Here is a 21,844-nt window from a genome sequence, read left to right as displayed (position 1 = left end):
CGATTCCGCGCCGCCGCAGCCTCCTGGAGGAAGAGGGCTGCGCTCGCTTCGTGACGGGTTGGAGGTCGACAGAGAGGCTCTCGGCCGCACGTCGCGGAGTATGTCTAGGAGCAGTTAGCGCTAATCCTCAATCTTCGGCGCGGTTGCTTCCGCTACGCCCGCACGTGAAAGCCTAGCAAGCGTGGATACGAGACCAACTGTGTCGGGATAAATGCCGATAGAGGGCATCTTGCCCCAGACGATCCGGACGACATGGACCCCAGGCGTGGACGTGCGGACGCCATCGGTCCCGGAATTGCTCTCAAGCCAATCCGCGGCGACAAGCGTATTCCACGGCGGGCCGGCAATCCGGATCGAGCGTACTTCGAAGCTGATATCCGGGAGCAACCGGTAAAGCCTCTCGTACCAGAGCTTTGTTTTCTCGATCGTTGTGCGTGTGCCCCCGAGGGCGTGGTCGCCAAGAAAGATGTGCTCGAAGCGCGGGGCCAATCCTTCGAGCACCGGCGCAGCGTCGCCCTTGCTGACGGCCGAGAACAGATCTTCGACTCGCTTGCGGACGATCGCGTGGTACATGACGCCCCCATAGGGCTGTGATTGAACTTGCCCTAACATAGTCAGTTCAATCATTCAACTGTCAGGAGGGCCGGTGCAGAGAACGAGCTTCAAGAACATGCGACGCTCCTTGGCGCAGGCACTGGAGCTGATCGGCGACTGGTGGACTCCTCTGATCCTGCGAGATGTGTTCCTCGGGCTTCACCGGTTCGACGAGGTCGTCGAGAACCTCGGGATATCGCGCAATCTGCTGGCACGCCGCCTCGCCATGCTGGCGACGCACAAAATCATCGCGCGCAAGGTCTATTCGCGTCGGCCCGTCCGCTACGAATACCGGCTAACCGCCGCGGGTGAAGAGCTTGTCCCGATCCTCGTCGCGTTGACGGCGTGGGGGGACCGCTGGAGCGCTCCACCCGGAGGAGCGGCGATCGAATTCGTCCATACTGCCTGCGGACATCGCTTCGCCCCGAGCATCGTCTGTTCTCAATGCGGGGAAGAGATCGACGCGGCGACCACGGTGGGAGCGGCGCGTCCCGGCGCCAAATCCGGCCCGGGCGTCACGGTGATCGCGCGCAAGCTCGCCCAAGCCACGTGAGCGCAGGTCTACGATCGCGCGGCCTCAGCCTCCTAGAGGAAGTGGGCTGCGCTCGCTTCGTGACGGGTTGAGGTCGAGAGAGAGTCTTACGGCCGCCCGTCATGGAGAATGACCATGACCCGAGTTCAGAAGATCGTCCTGTCCTCATCGCGGGACATCCCGTTCAACAAACTGGTGCTGAGCCAGTCCAATGTCCGCCGGATCAAGGCCGGCATCTCGATCGACGAACTGGCCGAGGACATCGCCCGGCGCACGCTCCTGCAGAGCATCACCGTGCGGCCGGTTCGCGATACCGAAGGCGTCGAGACTGGCATGTTCGAGATTCCGGCTGGCGGCCGCCGCTTCCGCGCGCTCGAACTTCTGGTCAAGCAGAAGCGCTTGGCCAAGACCGCGCCCGTGCCCTGCGTCGTGCGCGAGGACGGCATTCCCGAGGAAGACGGTCTCGCCGAGAACATCCAGCGCGCGCCGCTGCATCCGCTCGATCAGTTCCGGGCGTTTCTGGCGCTGCGTGATAAGGGCCAGTCCGAGGAGGACATCGCCGCGGCCTTCTTCGTCGCCGTGTCGGTGGTCAAGCAGCGTCTGCGCCTCGCATCCGTCTCGCCCAAGCTGCTCGACGTCTATGCCGATGACGGCATGACGCTGGACCAGCTCATGGCGTTCACGGTCAACGGCGATCACGAGCGCCAGGAACAGGTGTTCGAGCGCCTGAGTCAGTCCTACTCCAAGGAACCGCACGTCATCGGCGGCGGTCGTGAAAGCGACGCCAAATGCCTTCTGGCAGGCGGCAAGACCGAGGGCGAGCGCGACGTGAGTCTTGCCGGTTCCGGATGGACCGAGCGCGATGCAGTTCTGTCGCTTCTCGATCCATTCGCACCGCGCCAGCTCCAGCACCAGGGGCTTGTTGAGCGAGGGCTGCGCCGCGAAGTCGAAGGTGTCGAGGCTTTTGATCTGCGTAAAGCGCGCCAAACGAATGCGGCGCTCGACGTTGCGCCGTTCGCGATCGATGCGCTCCAGTTCGCACAGACGCAGCAAATAGCGCGGGTAATCGGCGCGGTCCTGCGCAGATTCCATCGCCACTTTCTCATATTCGCGGGCGAAGGTGGGAAGCTTCAGCGCCTTGAGATGATTGCCCAGCAGCACCTGCGGCGCGACGATCGTTTGGGAGGTCGACTCCTGCGAGGCGCTCATGCCGAAACTCGTGCACTTGGCTCGATAGCGGCTGCGTTGGCGACGAGCCCGAGATAGGCGCGGGGGTCTGTCGCGCCGACCGTCGCCACTGGCAGATAGGGGTAGAATGTCAGATCGAGCCGGGCTGGCCGGTTCTCCAATTTGGCGAGCAGGAGCATCTTCACCGCGTCAAAACTGATTGCGCCAAGACGCAGCGCCTCCGCGATGGCCTGTTCGACGAGATGTTGATGGAAGTCCTCCATCAATCGCAGCACCTGGATGAACTCGCGGCGCCCGCTGTTTCCCATGCGCGCCTCCATCAACCGCCGCAGACGATAGACGCAATCGGCGAGGCGCCAGTCGTCGAGCGGCGCGGCCTGATCGAGCGCCTTGCTCTTGTGTTCGAGCAAGGCGAGATAATGCAGCGGATTATAAATGAACTCGGCCTTGTCGTAGCTGCGCGCGTGCACGGCGACCGTCTCGCCGCGACAGACAATCTCGACTCTGTCGACGTAACCCTTCGCCAAAACTTCTTGATGGCCATAGCGCGTTGGAACCGAGTAATCGTTGTTGCGGTAGCGCACCTGCGACATGGACGAGACGCGCGTCGCAATCTTATGACAAGCGTCGTAAGGGGTCGGCGGCAACGGCATGAACGCGGATATGTCCGCCTGCATGCGTTCGCCAATCCTCATCGACTGGCCGCGCAAGATTGCCTGTCGCCGCTTCGTGCAGGCGTCGAGCAGCCTTACGTTGAGCGCGTCGAAACTCTCCGCTACGGGCAGAGGCGTCATGAAGTTGCGCCGGACATATCCGACCAGCCCCTCGACCTTGCCCTTGTCATTGCCTTTGCCCGGTCTGCCGAAGCGATCCTCGAACGGGTAATGGCTCTGGAGTTCCGCGAACATTTGCGAGCGCAGGCGTTCTCCGCCCTTCACGATCTTGGCCACCGCGAGCCGAGTGTTGTCGTATAAAATCGATTGCGGCACGCCGCCGAAAAAATCGAACGCCGCGACATGACCATCGCAAAAGGCTTCCGCTGTCTCGGCGGGATAGGCCTTGACGAAGCAACCGTCCGAATGTGGCAGATCCACGCAATAGTAATGAAAGCGGACCTTCTTACCCGCGATATAGGCGTCCGCTTGGCAAAAATCCGCCTGCGCCTGTCCTGGGCGATGGCTGAGCGGAATAAACATCTCGCGCGACCGCAACAGCGCCCGCGCCACATACTCGCGAACGATCGTGTAGCCGCCGGAAAACCCCTCTTCGTCCCGCAACCGTTCAAAAATCCGCTGCGCCGTATGCCGCTGTTTTTTGTGAACGCTCCGGTCGCCCTCCAGGATCTTGTCGATCCCAGCCATATACGGCCCGAGCTTCTTCGATACCGGCCGCTCGCGCCGCCGATAACCCGGCGGAACCGAATACTGGAGCATCTTCGTGATCGTGTTGCGGTGAACGCCAAAGCGCTTAGCCGCCTTCCGCCGGCTCAGCCCCTCCGCCATCACTGCGCGTCGTATCGCGGCATAGAGTTCCACTGTGAACATCCTTTCGGCCTCTCAATGCCAGTCGATGACATCGAGTCGGCCTATCAGGACCGGTACACTTTTGCCCCGCCATCAAAGCGGAAGATCAAAACCGGTTCAGTGGTACACTTTGCGCCCGCGCTTTAGACGCTCGCCGCTTATGCCGCGCGCCGCGATCAATCGCGATCCCTGGTCGCGGAAGCGGCGATCGCCTCCTTCCTGTCGCCCGACGCCGCCGAGCGCCAGGAAGCCGCGACCACCAAGCGGTTGGATCAGCTCGACCGGCGCATGACGCGCATGGAACGCGATCTCGGCATTTCCGTGGAAATGCTCGCGGTGTTCGTCCGCCACTGGCTCGCCACCAATCCGCCTTTGCCAGAGCCCGCCCAGGCAGCCGCGCGCGCGCAGGCGGGCGAGCGCTACGACGCCTTCGTCGCCGCGCTCGGGCGGCGGCTCGCGAAGGGGCCGAAGGTGCGTGAGGAAATTTCCGATGATATCGTCGGAGGCCAAGGCGCAGAATGACCGTCGCTCGGCAGCAGTGTCTCAGTTTAAGTTCCGTACAGCAGCTTTTGACCGCAAACGGCCTCGCTGCAGACATGCATGATCGGACCGCCATCAGGCAGGAATTCGCCGATCGCGGCCCTACGCAATCTTCAAGGCCCGATAGGGTCGCCATTCTCACGCGCCCTTCCACGCGCCAGCATACTTCTTCCGGTACTTGGCGTCCGGTTCCAACTCGATCAGCGCAAGAGTTGTCGACTTCACAGCGGCGTCGCCCGTTTCGTCGAATAGGCGGCGAAGGACACAGGCGATGTCATAGCGGATCAGCGTGCTGTTCTTCTCTCGGGAAGACTCGACAAAGCGCGCGCGCAGGCGCTTCACGAGTTTGGAACGCAGTTGGGTGTCCGCCTTTCCCACGCGCCACAGGGCGAGCAGAACGTGGCGCGCGGTCACGAACGCTTTGTCATGCGTCGCCGCCATCAGATCATCCAGCGCGGCGGCAACAGTCTTCCTGGATGCGTTGGGGGAGAGGGCACAAAGCATCTGGCCCGCAATCGAGCGCACGCGACCGTCCTTGTGCTTCATGAGCGGTGCGATTTCCGCGCAAGCGGCGTCGGCCCATCTGGCGCTGTCCTCCGTCGCGAGCAAGAGAAACTCGTAGGCTTCGCCGTGCGTGCTAAGATCGCCGGAGGCGAGGTTGGCGATGGCGCTGGTCACTTCAGCGGGAATTGTTGCCTTGCTCACGACTGCCTCGCTCAATGCTTTTGCGCGATTTGGATGAGGTTGCCGCAGGTGTCATAGAACACCGCCGTTGTGACCGGCCCTAGCGCCGTGGGCGGCTGCGTGAAGCGCACGCCCTGCTTGGAAAGGCGGTCATACTCCGCTTGCACATCGTCGACGCCGAAGGATGCGCAGGGAATGCCGTCCGCAACGAGCGCCGCCTTGAATGGCTTTGCGGCCGGATGTTCGTCGGGCTCCAGAAGCAGTTGCACGCCGTCCAAATCGCCGGCCGACACCATCGTCAGCCAACGGTGGCCGCCCATCGGAATATCGTCCTTTGGCGCGAAGCCGAGGACGTCCAGATAAAATTTCAGGGCCTTCTCCTGGTCGTCGACAAGCACGCTGGTAAGGACAATTTTCATTTCGGCGCCTCGCTTTTTGCTTTGGGGTCGGACTCGGCCAAGGGCCTCATCCAGAGTTTCCACGCGCGCCGCAGCGGCGCGCGATCGAGAAAGTGGTGTTTGCTTCGCTAGCGCCATTCGGAACGCACGAGACCGGCGTCCTCAAGCACGGACAGGTGTCGCGACAAGGCTTGCCGCGAAAGACTTGCCCCGTGCAATTGCGTTAGCCGAACGTGCAATTCGAATATTGTTTGACCGTCGGTTTTCGACAATTCGTCAAGCATGCGACGGCGCGTAGCATCCGAGAGGGCAGCAAAAATACCGTCAAGGTCCATGCGCGACCTGTACCAAAACGCGCATCATCATGCAACAATTGTATTGCATGATGATGCGCGCTAGCTGCTGCGTACGACCCCGTTGCGATTTTTTTGACAGCACCCTGGCTCAAATGGGCCATCGATGCCGAGGTCGGCATATTGTGGCGAAGGGCGGGGTCGATCAACATCTGCCCTTCCCGCCTGCCCGGCCCATTACGCCGGAGATCGCCGATTCCGGTCGCTACCCGCGCAAAGTTCCGGAGCGTTCAGCTGCGCTTCCCCTTCGCCGCATTTTTTGCCGTGTTCAGCGCCGTGGCCTCGCGGATGAGCGCCATAAATGCCCTCTCGCCAATGTGATCGCCCTCGTGGATGTCGATGCCGCGCCGCGTTCCGCCATCGAGGCCCGCGTTGAAGAGCCGCGAAGGGTCCTTGAGCGCGGCGCCATGCATGAACGTCAGCTTGACCTTGTCCTTGTAGATTTCGCCCGTGCAGATGATGCCGTCGTGCGACCATGTGGGCACGCCGGCCGGGTTGGCCGCTTTCGGCCACTTCGCCTCTTCGACCGCGTCCGGATCGGCTTCGCGAATGAGCGTGCGGATACGGTCGAGGGTCTCGCGGGCGCCAATCGCCCCGCACTGATGACGATGAGATTGGCGCCTTGGCTGTGCGAGGGACAGGTTTCTTCGTCATAGGTTTCAGGCTCCTGCGCGACGCTTCGGCAAATACGGCGCCACGAAGATGTAAATGCCGCTCAGCGCGAGCAGGGCGAGCGGGAAAAGCGGCAGATAGGCCATCCACTGGATCGGGTCCGGCCGCGCAAGCGCGACGGTCGTGGCGACGACGCTCAGCACAAAGAGCATCGACACCCAGCGGTGAAACTGGCGAATGAGCTTGCTCACAGAGGCCTCCTTGCTCCGCGTGTGAATGAATTTGGCGTACATCAGGCGCGTGCCTCGATCATCTTCCAGGCGTTGCCAGAGGGATCGCGGAGGTTGGCGTCGACGCCGCCGAAGCGAGCCATCGGCTCCTGTGTAAACTCGACGCCCTTGGTGCGCATACGCTCATAGGCGGCGCGGCAATCATCGACGACGAGCACCAGAGGCGGCATGGCGCCCTTGGCCACCATTTCGCGCATGGTCTGCGCGGTTGCGGCGTCGAGCACGGGCTCTTGTGGCAGGAAGAGGCCCAACTCGAACGAGCGCTGATCCGGATGCTTCACGGTGAGCCAGCGGTAATTGCCGTTGCGATTGTCCGCATGGGGCACGAAGCCCAGCTTGTTGATGTAGAAGTCGAGCGCTTCGTCCTGATCGTGGACGTAGAGACCTATTACGCCAATACCTGCAGTCATTTGGGAACCTCCGTTTCGTCTGGCTCCTTTCTATCGCCGCCTTGCTGGCGACGCTTCTCCGAAACTGCGGTCTTGAGGTTGGGGCGAAACGCGGCGCTGACGAAGCAGTGCGGAACCTGTTCGAGCGCATAAGCGGTCGCCTGCTCGCGAGCGCGCAGTTCGGTGGGGCTGTCGCCGGTGATGTCCTTGAAGACGCGCCCGAACGTGCCGAGGCTCGACCAGCCGGTCTGGAAGGCGATGTCGATGATCGGCTGGTCGGTGTCGCGCAGCAGCGCCTTGGCGCGTTCGATGCGACGCGTCAGCAGATAGCGATGCGGCGGGATCCCGAAGGCATCCTTGAATGAGCGCGCGAAGTGCGCCTCGGATATGCCGCTAACGCTTGCGAGCCGCTCGACGGGCCATTCCTCTTCGGAGGCCGCGTCCATGCGGTCCTTCGCGCGCAATAGTCGGCGCAACAGCGCGGGTTCCTGATTGGACATACGATAATCCGCCAAACTCTGTTGCGACCATCGTGGCACCACATAGCGGGCTTCGGGTTTGCTGTCTCGGTGGCGAGTTGTGGTTGCAATACGTTGAGTTCGTGCGGCGAGTTCGCGCCATGAACACCCAGGGCACCCTGGTGTGACGGACGGCATTGTCGCTCAAGATCTGCCATTCCTGAAAAAAGCCAAAGAACTTGGAGGGGCATCTCGACCTGAGAAACAGCCCGCGCCGGGCATCGCAGGGGTTTGTCAATTCCGCCGTCTCCCTGTCTTTGTACGCCAGAGCACGACGACCCCATTCTGCTTGTTGTCATGCCCTGACTTCTGCCTCTTCTACTGATCCCCGATCCAGGGCCGCATGTCTGCGGTCCCGCACAGACGGGGACGACATGGCGGTTTCTCACCAGCAATCAGAGGCAATCCAGCGAGGCGCAAGCATGTTGCGCACGGCCCTCGGCCCCGCCATAGCCGGATTCCTGGAAGACCCGTCGATCGTCGAGGTGATGCTCAATCCCGACGGGCGGCTCTGGATTGACCGGCTGTCCGAGGGACTCTCCGACACCGGAGAGCGCCTGTCGCCCGCGGACGGCGAACGCATCGTCCGCCTGGTCGCGCACCGCGTCGGCGCGGAGGTCCATTCCGGTTCACCGCGCGTTTCGGCGGAGCTTCCCGAGACGGGAGAGCGGTTCGAGGGCCTTCTGCCGCCCGTCGTCGCCGCTCCGGCGTTCGCGATCCGCAAACCGGCCGTCGCCGTCTTCACGCTCGCTGACTACGTCGCCGCCGACATCATGTCGGCCGAACAGGCGGAGATGCTCCGTCGCGCCGTTGCGGATCGCCGCAACATCCTCGTCGCCGGCGGCACCTCGACCGGCAAGACCACGCTCACCAACGCGCTGCTCGCCGAGGTGTCGAAGACCTCCGACCGCGTCGTTCTGATCGAGGATACGCGCGAGCTGCAATGCGCCGCGCCCAACCTCGTCGCCATGCGCACCAAGGACGGCGTCGCCTCGCTATCCGATCTCGTCCGCTCCTCGCTTCGCCTACGCCCCGATCGCATTCCAATCGGCGAGGTGCGCGGCGCCGAGGCGCTGGATTTGCTCAAGGCCTGGGGGACGGGCCACCCGGGCGGCATCGGCACCATCCACGCCGGCACCGCGCTCGGCGCGCTGCGCCGCCTTGAGCAGCTCATCCAGGAAGCCGTCGTCACCGTCCCGCGCGCACTGATCGCAGAGACCATCGATCTCGTCGCAGTGCTCAGTGGCCGCGGCGCAAGCCGCCGCCTCGCCGAACTCGCCCGCGTCGATGGCCTCCAGTCGGACGGCGACTACCGCGTCATCCCCGCAACTCAGCCCGCTTCAGGAGACCTCACATGATCCGCCATGCCTTGCGTATTCGCAGTCATATCGCGACGGCCGTGTCCGTCACCATCGTCAGCATGATGCTGGCGCCCGCCGCCCATGCATCCGGTTCGTCCATGCCGTGGGAAGCGCCGCTGCAATCGATCCTCGAATCCATCGAGGGACCTGTGGCCAAGATCATCGCCGTGATGATCATCATCATCACGGGTCTAACACTCGCCTTCGGCGATACGTCTGGCGGCGCGCGGAAGCTGATCCAGATCGTCTTCGGCCTGTCGATCGCCTTCGCCGCGTCGAGCTTCTTCCTGTCGTTCTTCTCGTTCGGCGGCGGAGCGCTCGTCTGATGGCGAGCCTGATCGACAGCGCCAGCGAAGTGCCGGGCTACGCCGTCCCGGTCCATCGCGCACTCACCGAGCACATTCTGCTTGGCGGCGCGCCACGCTCCATCGCGATCCTCAACGGCACGCTGGCGGCGGCGCTCGGCCTTGGCCTGCGCCTCTGGCTGGTCGGCCTCGGGCTCTGGGCGATCGGGCATTTCGCGGCCGTGTGGGCGGCCAAGCGCGATCCGCAATTCGTCGACGTGGTGCGCCGGCATCTGCGCATTCCCGGCCATCTGAGCGCGTGAGGTCCCAATGATGAACCTTGCCGAATATCGCCGGACCTCAACCCGCCTCGCGGATTTCCTGCCCTGGGCCGCGCTCGCGGGCGAGGGCATCATCCTCAACAAGGACGGCAGTTTCCAGCGCACCGCCCGCTTTCGCGGTCCAGACCTGGATTCCGCGGTGCCGGCCGAACTCGTCGCCGTCGCCGGCCGCCTCAACAACGCCTTCCGCCGCCTTGGCTCGGGATGGGCCATTTTCGTGGAGGCGCAACGCCATGGCGCCGGCGCCTATCCGGCGAGCCGCTTTCCCGAGGCCGCGTCCGCCCTGGTCGATGCCGAGCGCAAGGCCGATTTCGAGGAAGACGCCTCGCACTTCGAGTCCAGCTACTTCCTGACCTTCGTCTACCTGCCGCCGGCCGAGGACGCCGCCCGCGCCGAAGGCTGGCTCTATGAAGGCAAGGCCGATAACGGTCTCGACCCTCATGAGGTGTTGCGCGGCTTCGCTGACCGCACCGACCGCGTGCTTCAGCTCATCGAGAACTTCATGCCGGAATGCGCATGGCTCGATGACGGCGAGACACTGACCTATCTGCATTCAACCGTCTCGACCAAACGCCATCGCGTGCGCGTGCCCGAGACGCCGATGTATCTCGATGCGCTGCTGGCCGATCAGCCGCTCACCGGCGGACTGGAGCCGCGTCTCGGCGACACGCATCTCCGCATCCTGACCATCGTCGGTTTTCCGACCGCGACCACGCCCGGGCTGCTCGACGATCTCAACCGGCTCGCCTTTCCGTATCGCTGGTCGACGCGCGCCGTCCTTCTCGACAAGACCGACGCCACCAAACTGCTCACCAAGATCCGGCGGCAGTGGTTCGCCAAGCGCAAGAGCATCATGGCGATCCTGAAGGAGGTGATGACCAACGAGGCGTCGGTGCTCGTCGACACCGATGCGGCGAACAAGGCGGCGGACGCCGACCTCGCGCTCCAGGAACTCGGCGCCGACTATGCCGGTCAGGCCTATGTCACCGCGACGGTCGCCGTCTGGGACGCCGATCCACGCATCGCAGCCGAAAAGCTGCGTTTGGTGGAGAAGATCGTTCAGGGCCGCGACTTCACCGCGATGGCGGAGACAATCAACGCCGTCGACGCCTGGCTTGGCTCGCTGCCGGGCCATGTCTACGCCAACGTCCGGCAACCTCCGATCTCGACGCTCAATCTCGCCCACATGATTCCGCTGTCGGCGGTGTGGGCGGGGCCGGAACGGGATGAGCATTTCGGGCAGCCCCCCTTGCTATATGGCAGGACCGAAGGCTCGACCCCGTTCCGGTTTTCCCTTCATGTCGGCGACGTCGGTCACACGCTCGTCGTCGGACCGACCGGCGCGGGGAAGTCCGTGCTGCTGGCGCTGATGGCGCTCCAGTTTCGCCGCTATCCGGGCTCTCAGGTGTTCGCCTTCGATTTCGGCGGCTCGATTCGCGCTGCCGCGCTCGCTATGGGCGGCGATTGGCACGATCTCGGCGGCGGGCTGACCGAGGGCGCGGCCGACAGCGTCTCACTGCAACCGCTCGCCGGGATCCACCACGCGCCGGAGCGCGCGTGGGCGGCGGATTGGATCGTCGCGATCCTGCAGCGCGAGGGCGTGACGATCGCGCCCGAGGTGAAGGAATACATCTGGACGGCGCTGACCTCGCTGGCCAGCGCGCCAGTCGGCGAACGCACGCTCACCGGACTCGCCGTCCTCCTTCAATCGAACGACCTCAAGCAGGCGCTTCGGCCCTATTGCGTCGGCGGCGCCTATGGCCGGCTGCTCGATGCCGAGAGCGAGCATCTTGGCGAAGCCTTTGTGCAGGCGTTCGAGACCGAGGGCCTGATCGGCACGGACGCCGCGCCGGCGGTGCTCGCCTATCTCTTCCACCGCATCGAAGACCGCCTCGATGGCAGCCCCACGCTGCTCATCGTCGACGAGGGCTGGCTGGCGCTCGACGATGAGGACTTCGCTGGTCAGCTCCGCGAGTGGCTGAAGACACTGTGCAAGAAGAACGCCTCCGTCATCTTCGCCACTCAGTCGCTTTCCGACATCGACAGCTCGGCGATCGCGCCCACCATCGTCGAGAGCTGCCAGACCCGCCTGCTGTTGCCGAACGAGCGCGCGATCGAGCCGCAGATCACCGCGATCTACCGCCGCTTCGGACTCAACGATCGCCAGATCGAAATCCTCGCCCGCGCGATGCCGAAGCGCGACTACTACTGCCAATCCCGGCGGGGCAACCGGCTCTTCGAACTCGGTCTGTCCGACGTGGCGCTGGCGCTCTGCGCCGCTTCCTCGAAGACCGATCAGACCGCGATCGAGCGCATCGTGGCGGAGCACGGCCGCGAAGGATTCCTGCCGGCCTGGCTGCGTCTGCGCGGCGTCGCCTGGGCCGCCGACCTCATCCCCAACCTTAACAACCTTGAGACACAGCCATGATCTTCCGTCGCTCACGCGCGGCGCTTCTTTCCGCGTCGATTCTTTCCGTCCCCCTGGCGATGTCGCCAGTGATGGTTCAGCCGGCGTCCGCGCAATGGGTCGTCTACGACCCGACGAACTACGTGCAGAATGTTCTCTCCGCCGCTCGGGCGCTGGAGCAGATCAATAATCAGATCACATCGCTTCAGAACGAAGCGACGATGCTGATCAACCAGGCGCGCAATCTTGCGAGCCTGCCTTACTCGTCGCTTCAACGGTTGCAGCAGTCCGTGCAGCAGACTCAGCAACTCCTCAGCCAGGCGCAGCGCCTCGCCTACGACGTCCAGCAGATCGACCAGGCCTTCACCTCCACCTACGGCAAGGCGTCGATGACCGCGTCGGACCAGCAGCTTGCGGCGCAGGCGCGCGAGCGCTGGCAGAACACGGTCGGCGGCCTGCAGGACGCCATGCGGGTGCAGGCCGGCGTTGTCGGCAACATCGACACCAACCGCGCCGAAATGTCAGCACTCATCGGCCAAAGCCAGGGCGCGACCGGCGCCTTGCAGGCGGCGCAGGCCGGCAATCAGCTCCTCGCGCTCCAAGCCCAGCAGCTCGCCGATCTCACAGCCGTCGTCGCTGCGAACGGACGGGCTCAAGCACTGACCGAAGCGGAGCGCGCGGCGGCTGCCGAGCAGGGTCGCGAGCAGCGCCGCCGCTTCCTGGCGCCGGGCGCCGGCTATCAGCCCGGCAACGCTCGCATGTTCCCGAATGGCAACTAAGGCCCCTCAAGAGGATCGCGTCATGGACGGCAAGCTCTTGGCCCGCCTCGGCGCCGTCGTCTTCGTCGCCGTCGCCGTCACTGCGACGGCGATCGAGATGACCCGGAAAGAGGAAGAGCCGCCCGCGCAGGCGTCACGGCCAAGCGAAGACATGCCGGCCGATCCGCTGCGCGACGCGCAGCGGCGGTGCCAACTGCTTGGCGAGGCCGCCGCGCGCGATGCCGAATGCCTGCGCACTTGGGCCGAAACACGCGACCGATTCCTCGGCGTTACGCCCGCGCCAGCGCGGACGGCGCCGCAGCACGACGACGGGCGGTGATCCATGGGCGGCACCGGAGTCATCGACCAATTCCTAGAGGTCTTCACCCGCTACATCGACAGCGGCTTCGGCCTGCTCGGCGGCGAGGTGGCGTTCATCGCCACCACGCTGATCGTCATCGATGTGACGCTGGCCGCGCTGTTCTGGTCCTGGGGCGCCGACGACGACATCATGGCGCGCCTGGTCAAGAAGACACTCTTCGTCGGCGTCTTTGCCTACATCATCGGCAACTGGAACAACCTTGCACGCATCGTCTTCGAGAGCTTCGCGGGGCTCGGCCTGAAGGCGTCGGGCACGGGATTCACCGTCGAAGATCTCATGCGCCCAGGCCGCGTCGCGCAGACCGGCCTCGATGCCGCCCGCCCGCTGCTCGATTCCATCTCCAACCTGATGGGCTGGATCGCCTTCTTCGAGAACTTCATCCAGATCGCCTGCCTGCTGTTCGCCTGGGCGTTGGTGCTGCTCGCATTTTTTATTCTCGCCATCCAGCTCTTCGTCACCCTGATCGAGTTCAAGCTGACCACTCTCGCCGGTTTCGTGCTGATCCCGTTCGGCCTGTTCGGCAAATCCGCGTTCATGGCCGAACGCGTCCTCGGCAACGTCATCTCAAGCGGCATCAAGGTGCTGGTCCTCGCCGTTGTCATCGGCATCGGCTCGACCTTGTTTTCCCAGTTCACCGCCGGTTTCGCTGGCCAGACGCCGACGATCGACCAAGCCATGGCGATCGTGCTCGCCGCGCTGTCGCTGCTCGGACTTGGAATCTTTGGTCCCGGCATCGCCAACGGCCTCGTCTCCGGCGGTCCGCAGCTCGGCGCAGGCGCGGCGGTCGGAACCGGACTCGCGGCGGGCGGGGCGCTGGTCGCGGCGGGCGCGGCGGGTGGAATGGCCCTGCGCGGCGGCGCCGCCGCTCTTTCCGGAACCGCTGCGGCCGCACGCGGTGGCGCGGCGATGGCCGGAGGCGCTTCGACTGCCTACAGCCTCGGCGCCGCCGGTCAGTCGGGCGCGTCCGCTGTCGGTTCGGGACTCGGCGGCGTTGCTCGCGCCGCTGGCGCGGCCGCCACCTCACCGCTACGGCGCGCGGTCGGCCGCGCAGCAGACGGCATGAAATCGACCTTCTCCGGTGGCGCCAAATCCGCGTTCGCCGCCACGGGCGGCACGTCGACCATGGGCACGATCGGCGGAAGCGCAGCCGAGGCTGCGCCGTCAACGTCCGCCGACGGCCCGCCGGCCTGGGCCCAGCGCATGAAGCGCTCTCAGGCCTTGAGCCACGGTGTGACGGCCGCCGCCCACGCCGTTCGCGGCGGCGACAGCCATGGCGGCGGCTCCTCCATCAACCTCTCTCAAGGCGATCGCTGATGTTCAAACGACCTTCTACTCACTACGGCAAAGCGCCAGAACCCGAGACGCCATACCAGCGCGCGGCTCAGGTCTGGGACGAGCGCATCGGCGCCGCGCGCGTCCAGGCGAAGAACTGGCGCTTCATGGCGTTCGGCTCGCTAGTCCTGTCCGCCAGCTTCGCGGCCGCGCTGGTCTGGCAATCGGCCCGCGGAACGATCGTGCCTTGGGTTGTGCAGATCGACAGGCTCGGCCAGGCCCAGGCGGTCGCACCGGCGGTCGCGGACTATCGTCCGACCGATCCCCAGATCGCCTTTCATCTCGCGCGTTTCATCGAGCAAGTTCGCTCGATTCCGTCCGACGCCATCATCGTTCGGCAGAACTGGCTACGCGCCTACGATTTCACGACCGACCGCGGCGCGCTGGCGCTCAACGACTATGCGCGGTCGAACGACCCCTTCGCCAAGGTCGGCCGTCAGCAGATCGCCGTCGACGTCTCCAGTGTCATCCGGGCTTCGCCCGACAGCTTCCGCGTCGCCTGGGTCGAACGCCGTTACGAGAACGGCCAGCTCGCCGAGACGACCCGCTGGACCGCCATCCTCACCATCGTCGTGCAGGTGCCGCGCAACGCCGACCGGCTGCGCGCCAACCCGCTCGGAATCTACGTCAACGCCATCAACTGGTCACGGGAGCTTGGGCAATGAAGCCGTCTTTCCGTAAAGCCGGAAACCCGGCTTTTCGCACTTCCGCACTTGCGATTTTGCTTTGCACGTCGGCGCTCGCCGGCTGCGCCACGGCCAGCAGGCCGCCGGAGATCTCCTATGACAACGCCGTGCCGGCGGCGCTGAGCGCCGATCCGCCCGCTCCCGTGCGCGTGGTCGAAATTCCGAGGCCGCTCCCGCTGCCCGGACAATTGCAGCCAGTTGAACCGGCGCGCCGAACACCGGAGCCGACCGACCCCACGGCGCGCGTCAACCAGGCCAATACCGCTGCGCGCGTTCAGCCGGTCCGCGACGGCTTCATCAATGCCATGCAGGTTTATCCCTATACAGGCGGCGCGCTCTATCAGGTCTACACAGCCGTCGGCCAGATCACCGACATCGCGCTTCAACCGGGCGAGCAACTGGTCGGCTCCGGTCCGGTCGCCGCCGGCGACACTGTGCGCTGGATCATCGGCGACACATTGAGCGGTTCGGGCGCGACTAGCCAAATCCACATCCTGGTGAAGCCGACCCGCGTCGATCTGATGACGAATCTCATCATCAACACCAATCTGCGCACGTACCACATGGAGCTGCGCTCCACCGAGCGCACCTATATGGCTTCGGTGTCCTGGCTGTATCCGCAGGATCAACTCATCGCGCTGCGGCGCCAGAACGCGCAGGCTGAGGCCAGCAGTCCCGTCGCCACCGGCGTCGACCTCGCCAACATCAATTTCCGTTATGCCGTCGAAGGCGACCGCGCGCCGTGGCGACCGCTACGCGCCTACGATGATGGCCGCCAAGTCTTCATCGAGTTTCCCCGCGGCATCGGTCAGGGCGAAATGCCGCCGCTGTTCGTCGTCGGTCCGGAGGGCAACACCTCCGAACTCGTGAACTACCGCGTCCGCGCCAACTACATGATCGTCGACAGGCTGTTCGCCGCCGCCGAGCTGCGCTTTGGCGCCGGCGACCGCCAGAAGCGCGTCCGGATCGTCCGCACCGATGGGAGGCCGGCGTCGTGAGCGAGCCCGATTCCCGGAAAGAGGAAGATGACGCGCCGCTGACAGGCTCGGCTGGCGACGCGGCCACGCCGATGCGGCTGCGTGCCGAAGCGCCGCGCGTTACGCGGCTGTCGCGCAAAGTGCTCACCGGCATTGCTCTCGTCGCAAGCGTCGGCATCGGCGGGGCGCTCATTTATGCGCTTCAAACACGCGACGGAGGCAGGTCCGCCGAAGAACTTTATTCGACAGACAATCGATCGACCGCCGACGGCCTTGCCGGATTGCCACGCGACTACAGCGGTGTTCCCCAGCTCGGTCCGCCGCTCCCGGGCGACCTCGGGCGACCCATTCTGGGCGCGCAAAATCGTGGCCAGCCGCTGCCGAACCAGCCCAATCCCGGCCTGAGCACGGAGGAGCAGCGGCGCCTGCAGGAGATCGAAACCGCTCGCGTCAGCAGGCTTTTCAGCGGCGCCGAGAACCGGCCGATGGCTTCGACGGCCCCCGGTGCTAAGACGATTGCGCCGCCGCCGCCGCCGGATCTCACCGGCCTCGGCCTTGCGCCGCCGCCCGCCACGCCATCGGCGCAGGATCGCCAGCTTGCCTTCCTCAACGCGGCCGCCGATCGGCGCACGATCGCACCGGATCGCGTCGCCGCGCCGGCGTCGCCTTACGTCCTTCAGGCGGGCGCCGTGATCGCGGCGGCGCTCATCACCGGCATCCACTCGGATCTCCCTGGCCAGATCACCGCACAGGTGACGGAGAACATCTACGACAGCCCGACGGGCCGCATCCTCCTTGTGCCCCAGGGCACCCGCGTTGTCGGTCAGTACAACAACAGCGTCCAGTTTGGTCAGAGCCGTGTGCTGCTCGTTTGGAACCGGCTGATCTTTCCGAACGGGCGCTCGATCGTGCTCGAGCGTCAGCCCGGCGCCGATGCGGAGGGTTATGCCGGTCTTCAGGATGGCGTCGACTATCACTGGTGGGAGCTGGCGAAGGCGGCGGGACTGTCCACTTTGCTGAGCGTCGGGGCCGAACTCGCCACCAACGACGACGACCGCCTGATCCAGGCGATCCGCAACGGCGGGCAGGACACCATCAACGATGCCGGCCAGCAGATCGTGCGCCGCCAGCTCAACATCGCGCCGACGCTCACGATCCGGCCGGGCTTTCCGGTTCGAGTCATCGTCACCCGGGATTTGGTGCTCGAACCTTACGGAGGCTGATCGATGGGCAAGCTAAAGCTCGGACCGCTTGAAGACGACAAGCCGGTCAAGATTTCGGTGGAGCTTCCCGGGGCCCTTCACCGCGATCTCCTCGCTTATGCGGAAATCCTTGGCCGCGAAAATGGGCAAGCTGTCGAGCCCGCCAAGCTGGTCGCACCGATGATCGCGCGCTTCATGGCGACGGACCGGGGCTTCACGAAGATGCGCCACGGGCCCCGTTCCCGTTCGCAACCGGCGGGCAGCGCTCCTCCAAGAGGCGAATGAAGTTCCGGAGCGCCGCATTTTCGTTGCCGTCTCGCCAATAGGCCCGATACCCAATCCGGGTCGAGCCATTGCCGTCGCGCGCCTCGCGGTAGACGACGCCGGCATGGCTGGCGCCCATGCTTGCCTCGCACATGATGCTAACGCCGCGACCTGCGCCAACCAGGCTCTTGATATTTTCCGGGCTCACATCGTGCCGGACGACATCGGGCAGGTCGCCGGGCGAGGAGAGCTTGGCCACGAGGATGTCTTGGATCTCCGGACCTGGATCGCGCTCGCTGAGCAGGAAGCGTTCGCGCTTCAGGTCCGTCCAGTAGATGATCTCGTTCGCGGCCAGCGGATGATTCTCGGGCAAGGCAACGATGATGCGCTCACTCCACAAGGCCATCGAACGATTGCAATCTGAAGCCCGCTCCCCCGTGACCACGGCGATGTCGACGGTGCCGTTCTGAATTCCGTCGAACAAACGCGAGCGCGACCCTTCGACCGTGCTGATCTCGACCTGAGGAAATCGACGGCCATACTCGACGAGGCTCGCCCTGAGATTGCCGGCCGATAGCGAGGTGTAGAAGCCGATGGTCAAATACCCGGCCTCGCCGCGGGCGACGGCCTTCGCCCCGTCGACGACGATCTGCAGTTCATTAAGTACCCGGCGAACGCTGTTGACAAAATCCCGGCCTGCCGCAGTCGGCCTGACGCCCGCATGCGTCCTTTCGAACAACGTGACGCCGAGTTGGTCTTCAAGGTGTCTTACTCGTCGGCTGAGATTGGACTTTTTCAGGGCGAGCGAATCCGCTGCTCTGCGAAAACTCCCGCACCGTTCAGCAGCTTCGACATATCGCAGATGCTTGAGGTCAATCGGCATTTTCGCTGCAGCCCTCTGATGGCACGGCCTCCCGCAACCTGTTGGACCAGTTGCATCCGCGGGCCGATCGGGTGCCGTAGCGACGGGTCATGTAATCTGCTTGCGCTCGATCCACTTGACCGCATCCTTGCCTTCCCACCCTGATGTTGCATCTGGCGCAACGGGAAAACGTCATCCGCGGGCAGGTCATTGCCTGCCGTATGCTGCGAGGAATACGCGCACGCCATCTGCAGCATGTCGGCGAAGCTCTGCCTGCTTTGGAATCGCCTCGTCTCCCAAAAGCATGGCTTGGTTCAAAGGGGCGGACATGATCAGCCAGTTGAACTGGGACGCCGCGACCAATGGATCATCGATCACGAGCAGTCCACGATCGGCCAGACGTATGAACAACGCCGCGAGTGCTTCCAGCGCGCGGGCAGGTCCGCGTTCGTAGAGAACCCTCGCCAATTCCGGGAAGCGGCTGACCTCACCAATGACCAGGCGGCGCAGCTGCATAATTCGTGGCGTCAGCACCACCGTGAGCTGACGATACGCATAGTTCAGCAGATACTCGGCGAGATCCTTCCCCTCGCCTATGTCCGGCATTTCGTTGAGGACCTTGCCACTGGCTTCGTCGGTCATGCTGGTCACGATCTCGACGAACAGCGCCTCCTTGCTCGCGAAATGCTTGTAGACGGTTTGCTTCGACACCGCCGAACGAGCGGCGATTTCGTCCATGCTGGCGCCGAGATACCCGCCTGTGAGAAAAACTTCCGTGGCAGCGTCAAGGATTGCTCGACGCTTCCGCGCGGAACGGTGCGAGCCTTCAACCCCTGCCATTAGGTCTGCTGAAGCCGCCTTGGTCATGGAACCTCTACCCCTCCCGCCACCGAGAACCTAGTTGTGTTGACTAGTGGTACTAGACAGTCTAGTTCTATGCAAGGCTGCCGGTGCCTGTTATCCGGATCGCTCAGAACCGAGCAGGAGAACTGACATGTTGAAGCGCAGGTTTTTGCTGGTCACGGCCACAGCGGGGGCACTCCTCTCAGTCGCCCCCGGCTTGGCCCAAACCACTGAGGCTGCGGGCGAATCCTGCTCCTCGCCTCAATCAGCAGGAGACATTGCTATGACGCACACCACCAGATCGTCCACGCAGAAAGTGCCGGGCGCTAGGATCTATTTTGAAATGCGGGGAACCGGCCCCATCCTGCTGATCATCCCCGGCGGCCCGCAGGATGCCGGCGTATTCGCCGACCTTTCGCGATATCTCGCCGACCGCTACACGGTTGTGGCCTACGACCCGCGCGGCAACTCCCGCAGCACCTTCGACGGCGAGCCCGAGGAATTGCAACTCGATGTGCAAGCCGACGACGCCGCGGCGCTGATCGGAGCGCTTGGCTGCGGGCCGGCCTATGTGTTTGGAACCAGCGGTGGCGCGCAGATCGGGCTTAACCTCGCGGCCCGCCATCCAGAGCTGGTGCGCGCACTGGTGGCGCACGAACCCCCGAGCATGATGTTGTTACCCGACCCGTCAGAAGCGGTAGCCGGCTCGCAGGGTCTTTACGACACCTATCGTCGCGACGGCGTCGATGCCGCAATGGCGCAGTTCTTTGCCGACAACGGCCTGGCGGACGAAGCGGACCGGGGCGAGGCGCCACCGGAGTTCGCCATCTCCCCAGAAGCGACGGAGACGTTTGCCCGGGTCAGCGGAAATTTTGAGTACTGGCTCGCCTATGGCGTCATGCCGCTCTCCCTCTACCGTCCCGACGTCGATGCGCTGCGCGCGGGCAAACCGCGTGTCGTGGTGGCCATCGGCGAACAGTCCGCCGGGCAACCCATCGAAGGCATGGGAATGGCGCTGGCCGAGAAACTTGGAACCGAGCCGGCCCGCTTCCCCGGCGACCATATGGGCTTTGGCCCGCACGCCGACACCTTCGCCGAGACCCTGGACCGGGTGTTCAGCGGCGAATGACCATCTGTCACGACGAGTAAGAGAACCACCATGCATATCCAGTTCGCCGAGCTGCCCGTATTCGATCAGGACCGCGCCAAAAAGTTCTATACCGACCATTTCGACTGCCAGATCGCCGCCGACGAGCCCATGGGCAAGGACGGGTGGCGATGGATCGAACTTAAATTTGCAGGCGCTGAAACCACGTTGCATTTCCTCAGGCGCAAAGACGATGCGCCGTCCGAAGAGCCCGTCCTGGTGTTGGTGGACGACAACGTCGAAGCGATTGTCAAAACCCTGAAATCGAAGGGTGTGGAGATCATCACCGAACTACAAGAGGCTCCCTACGAGCCGGGACGTACAATCGCGGAGTTTCGGGACAGCGAGGGCAATCGCATGCTGGTCAGTACAAGCGGGAATTTCATGTAAATGTCCGATGGCTCAAGCGGAAACGTCGAGCTCAAAGCGACCGGCACTCCCATATGCTCTTAGCACTCGTGCTCCTAGCCTCCGTTGGTGCTGGCATCGTCGGCGGAGTGTTCTTCGCCTTCTCGACCTTCGTGATGAAGGCGTTGTCTGAGCTGTCGGTTCCAGCGGGTGTTGCTGCTATGCAGCGCATCAACGTCGTTGTGATCAACCCGCTGTTCATGGCTGCCTTTCTCGGAACAAGCTTGCTCTCAATTGGATGTGCCGTCTCGTCCATCACACCCTGGAACGGTACGCCTTCCGTTCTGCTGCTCGCTGCGGCTCTCTTGTATTTGGTCGGATCGCTGGGCGTCACCCTGTTCTTCAACGTGCCTCGCAATGAGCGGCTCGCTCGCTTGACCAGCGGGTCGCCTGAGGCGGCAGCCTACTGGCCGAAATACTTGCACGAATGGGTGCGCTGGAACCATGTGCGCACCTTCGCCTCGGTTGCCTCGGCAGCTTGCAGCGCGGCAAGCATGGCTGTGCTGTAGCCTAGCGAGAATGACGCCTAATATACGTTTGGCATTGGTTAATGATGAGGAGCGACACGATGGACGAAACCCTATTCAAGGAACTCTCGGCGGTAGAAGAGGCATTTAATCGAGCGGTAATCTCGAATGATGTTGCTGCGATCTCATCCTGTATTTCCGAGGACTGGACGTTGGTGACACCAGAGGTGGGTCCGGTATCCAGAGACGGTTTCCTGCACGCAGTCGGGCAAGGCATTCTGAGCCACGACAGCATGACCAAAGACATTTTACGCGTCCGTGTCTATGGAAACGTCGCAGTCGTTACTGGGCGCGGTCGCAACACGGGCATATTCAAGGGCGCGCCGATCAGTGCAGACGAATGGATAACGGATGTCTACGTAAAGACAGGTGACAGATGGATATGCACGCTGACTCATTTGACGCCGGTTGCCTCTTGATGCCCAACCCTGCGCTCTAGCCG

At 64.0% G+C, this 21,844-nt stretch carries 27 protein-coding genes and 3 pseudogenes; 18 read left to right on the top strand and 12 right to left on the bottom strand.

Annotated elements, in window-relative coordinates; translation table 11 throughout:
- Positions 1-120: 120 nt before the first annotated feature.
- Positions 121-627: a nuclear transport factor 2 family protein gene (locus IYY11_RS06050; protein WP_196402635.1), complete on the bottom strand. Its 507-nt coding sequence runs from the start codon at positions 625-627 to the stop codon at positions 121-123.
- Positions 628-682: 55 nt separating this feature from the next.
- Between IYY11_RS06050 and IYY11_RS06045 the strand changes: the two genes are divergently transcribed.
- Both IYY11_RS06045 and IYY11_RS06040 read left to right on the top strand, forming a co-directional pair.
- Entirely contained in the window at positions 683-1,147 is a 465-nt protein-coding gene (locus IYY11_RS06045; protein WP_210331207.1) for a helix-turn-helix domain-containing protein, read from the top strand.
- Positions 1,148-1,261: 114 nt separating this feature from the next.
- Positions 1,262-1,930: pseudogene (locus IYY11_RS06040) on the top strand (ParB/RepB/Spo0J family partition protein); the annotation flags it as partial.
- Here IYY11_RS06040 and IYY11_RS06035 read toward each other — a convergent pair.
- Both IYY11_RS06035 and istA read right to left on the bottom strand, forming a co-directional pair.
- Positions 1,889-2,335, bottom strand: a pseudogene (locus IYY11_RS06035) (ATP-binding protein); the annotation flags it as partial. The pseudogenes IYY11_RS06040 and IYY11_RS06035 sit on opposite strands and share 42 nt — an antisense overlap.
- A complete protein-coding gene (gene istA, locus IYY11_RS06030; protein WP_196402636.1) occupies positions 2,332-3,858 on the bottom strand; it encodes an IS21 family transposase in 1,527 nt (508 codons plus the stop codon). The pseudogene IYY11_RS06035 and the gene istA, both read right to left, overlap by 4 nt.
- Before the next feature lie 129 nt (positions 3,859-3,987).
- On the opposite strand from istA, the pseudogene IYY11_RS06025 reads away from it, so the two are divergent.
- Positions 3,988-4,359: pseudogene (locus IYY11_RS06025) on the top strand (CopG family transcriptional regulator); the annotation flags it as partial.
- A gap of 156 nt (positions 4,360-4,515) precedes the next feature.
- Here the strand turns inward: IYY11_RS06025 and IYY11_RS06020 are convergent.
- The 7 genes from IYY11_RS06020 to IYY11_RS05990 all read right to left on the bottom strand — a co-directional run bounded on the left by IYY11_RS06020 (position 4,516) and on the right by IYY11_RS05990 (position 7,603).
- Positions 4,516-5,097: a hypothetical protein gene (locus tag IYY11_RS06020; protein WP_196402637.1), complete on the bottom strand. Its 582-nt coding sequence runs from the start codon at positions 5,095-5,097 to the stop codon at positions 4,516-4,518.
- Positions 5,094-5,480: a VOC family protein gene (locus IYY11_RS06015; protein WP_196402638.1), complete on the bottom strand. Its 387-nt coding sequence runs from the start codon at positions 5,478-5,480 to the stop codon at positions 5,094-5,096. The genes IYY11_RS06020 and IYY11_RS06015 overlap by 4 nt, the downstream gene beginning before the upstream one ends.
- Before the next feature lie 107 nt (positions 5,481-5,587).
- Positions 5,588-5,794: a helix-turn-helix domain-containing protein gene (locus tag IYY11_RS23765; RefSeq protein WP_196402639.1), complete on the bottom strand. Its 207-nt coding sequence runs from the start codon at positions 5,792-5,794 to the stop codon at positions 5,588-5,590.
- 248 nt (positions 5,795-6,042) lie between these two features.
- Positions 6,043-6,363 (bottom strand): DUF1801 domain-containing protein, encoded by a 321-nt coding sequence (locus tag IYY11_RS06005; RefSeq protein ID WP_409455230.1) that lies wholly within the window; start codon positions 6,361-6,363, stop codon positions 6,043-6,045.
- Positions 6,364-6,471: 108 nt separating this feature from the next.
- Positions 6,472-6,675: a hypothetical protein gene (locus tag IYY11_RS06000; protein ID WP_196402640.1), complete on the bottom strand. Its 204-nt coding sequence runs from the start codon at positions 6,673-6,675 to the stop codon at positions 6,472-6,474.
- 41 nt (positions 6,676-6,716) lie between these two features.
- The gene (locus tag IYY11_RS05995; RefSeq protein ID WP_196402641.1) at positions 6,717-7,124 is read right to left on the bottom strand and encodes a VOC family protein; all 408 of its coding nucleotides are present in this window, start codon (positions 7,122-7,124) and stop codon (positions 6,717-6,719) included.
- Positions 7,121-7,603, bottom strand: coding sequence for a helix-turn-helix domain-containing protein (locus IYY11_RS05990; RefSeq protein ID WP_196402642.1), 483 nt, complete (start codon positions 7,601-7,603; stop codon positions 7,121-7,123). The genes IYY11_RS05995 and IYY11_RS05990 overlap by 4 nt, the downstream gene beginning before the upstream one ends.
- A gap of 392 nt (positions 7,604-7,995) precedes the next feature.
- Here IYY11_RS05990 and trbB point away from each other — a divergent pair, with 392 nt between their 5' ends.
- Genes trbB through IYY11_RS05935 form a run of 11 tightly spaced genes read left to right on the top strand, consistent with a single transcriptional unit; the run spans position 7,996 to position 17,636 of the window.
- Positions 7,996-8,979, top strand: coding sequence for a P-type conjugative transfer ATPase TrbB (gene trbB, locus IYY11_RS05985; protein WP_196402643.1), 984 nt, complete (start codon positions 7,996-7,998; stop codon positions 8,977-8,979).
- Positions 8,976-9,308 (top strand): TrbC/VirB2 family protein, encoded by a 333-nt coding sequence (locus tag IYY11_RS05980; RefSeq protein WP_196402644.1) that lies wholly within the window; start codon positions 8,976-8,978, stop codon positions 9,306-9,308. Before trbB ends, IYY11_RS05980 begins: the two co-directional genes overlap by 4 nt.
- Complete coding sequence (locus IYY11_RS05975; protein ID WP_150978936.1) at positions 9,308-9,589, top strand: VirB3 family type IV secretion system protein; 282 nt, start codon at positions 9,308-9,310, stop codon at positions 9,587-9,589. The genes IYY11_RS05980 and IYY11_RS05975 overlap by 1 nt, the downstream gene beginning before the upstream one ends.
- Positions 9,590-9,596: 7 nt before the next feature.
- On the top strand, positions 9,597-12,035 hold the full coding sequence (gene trbE / locus IYY11_RS05970; protein WP_196402645.1) for a conjugal transfer protein TrbE: 2,439 nt from the start codon (positions 9,597-9,599) through the stop codon (positions 12,033-12,035).
- Positions 12,032-12,793, top strand: a complete 762-nt coding sequence (trbJ, locus tag IYY11_RS05965) for a P-type conjugative transfer protein TrbJ (protein ID WP_196402646.1) — start codon at positions 12,032-12,034, stop codon at positions 12,791-12,793. Before trbE ends, trbJ begins: the two co-directional genes overlap by 4 nt.
- Before the next feature lie 22 nt (positions 12,794-12,815).
- Positions 12,816-13,112, top strand: a complete 297-nt coding sequence (gene trbK-alt / locus IYY11_RS05960) for a putative entry exclusion protein TrbK-alt (protein ID WP_196402647.1) — start codon at positions 12,816-12,818, stop codon at positions 13,110-13,112.
- A gap of 3 nt (positions 13,113-13,115) precedes the next feature.
- A complete protein-coding gene (trbL, locus tag IYY11_RS05955) occupies positions 13,116-14,468 on the top strand; it encodes a P-type conjugative transfer protein TrbL (RefSeq protein WP_196402648.1) in 1,353 nt (450 codons plus the stop codon).
- Positions 14,468-15,151, top strand: coding sequence for a conjugal transfer protein TrbF (gene trbF / locus IYY11_RS05950; RefSeq protein ID WP_196402649.1), 684 nt, complete (start codon positions 14,468-14,470; stop codon positions 15,149-15,151). The genes trbL and trbF overlap by 1 nt, the downstream gene beginning before the upstream one ends.
- A complete protein-coding gene (gene trbG / locus IYY11_RS05945; protein WP_196402650.1) occupies positions 15,148-16,170 on the top strand; it encodes a P-type conjugative transfer protein TrbG in 1,023 nt (340 codons plus the stop codon). The genes trbF and trbG overlap by 4 nt, the downstream gene beginning before the upstream one ends.
- Positions 16,167-17,372, top strand: a complete 1,206-nt coding sequence (locus IYY11_RS05940; protein WP_196402651.1) for a TrbI/VirB10 family protein — start codon at positions 16,167-16,169, stop codon at positions 17,370-17,372. Before trbG ends, IYY11_RS05940 begins: the two co-directional genes overlap by 4 nt.
- 3 nt (positions 17,373-17,375) lie before the next feature.
- Positions 17,376-17,636, top strand: a complete 261-nt coding sequence (locus IYY11_RS05935) for a DUF2274 domain-containing protein (protein WP_196402652.1) — start codon at positions 17,376-17,378, stop codon at positions 17,634-17,636.
- On the opposite strand, the gene IYY11_RS05930 is transcribed toward IYY11_RS05935, so the two are convergent.
- On the bottom strand, positions 17,566-18,498 hold the full coding sequence (locus IYY11_RS05930) for a LysR family transcriptional regulator (protein ID WP_196402653.1): 933 nt from the start codon (positions 18,496-18,498) through the stop codon (positions 17,566-17,568). The two genes, IYY11_RS05935 and IYY11_RS05930, sit on opposite strands and share 71 nt — an antisense overlap.
- Positions 18,499-18,684: 186 nt before the next feature.
- Positions 18,685-19,344 (bottom strand): TetR/AcrR family transcriptional regulator, encoded by a 660-nt coding sequence (locus IYY11_RS05925; protein WP_246719587.1) that lies wholly within the window; start codon positions 19,342-19,344, stop codon positions 18,685-18,687.
- A gap of 259 nt (positions 19,345-19,603) precedes the next feature.
- On the opposite strand from IYY11_RS05925, the gene IYY11_RS05920 reads away from it, so the two are divergent.
- The 4 genes from IYY11_RS05920 to IYY11_RS05905 are packed head-to-tail and all read left to right on the top strand — an operon-like array spanning position 19,604 to position 21,821.
- On the top strand, positions 19,604-20,449 hold the full coding sequence (locus IYY11_RS05920) for an alpha/beta fold hydrolase (RefSeq protein WP_196402654.1): 846 nt from the start codon (positions 19,604-19,606) through the stop codon (positions 20,447-20,449).
- A gap of 30 nt (positions 20,450-20,479) precedes the next feature.
- Positions 20,480-20,857: a VOC family protein gene (locus IYY11_RS05915; protein WP_196402655.1), complete on the top strand. Its 378-nt coding sequence runs from the start codon at positions 20,480-20,482 to the stop codon at positions 20,855-20,857.
- Between the two features lie 53 nt (positions 20,858-20,910).
- A complete protein-coding gene (locus tag IYY11_RS05910; RefSeq protein ID WP_196402656.1) occupies positions 20,911-21,384 on the top strand; it encodes a DUF1772 domain-containing protein in 474 nt (157 codons plus the stop codon).
- Between the two features lie 59 nt (positions 21,385-21,443).
- A complete protein-coding gene (locus IYY11_RS05905; RefSeq protein ID WP_196402657.1) occupies positions 21,444-21,821 on the top strand; it encodes a nuclear transport factor 2 family protein in 378 nt (125 codons plus the stop codon).
- Positions 21,822-21,844 lie beyond the last annotated feature (23 nt).

The organism is Methylocystis sp. H62 (genome assembly GCF_015709515.1).
Classification (GTDB): domain Bacteria; phylum Pseudomonadota; class Alphaproteobacteria; order Rhizobiales; family Beijerinckiaceae; genus Methylocystis.
This window is presented reverse-complemented; position numbering and strand designations above follow the sequence as displayed.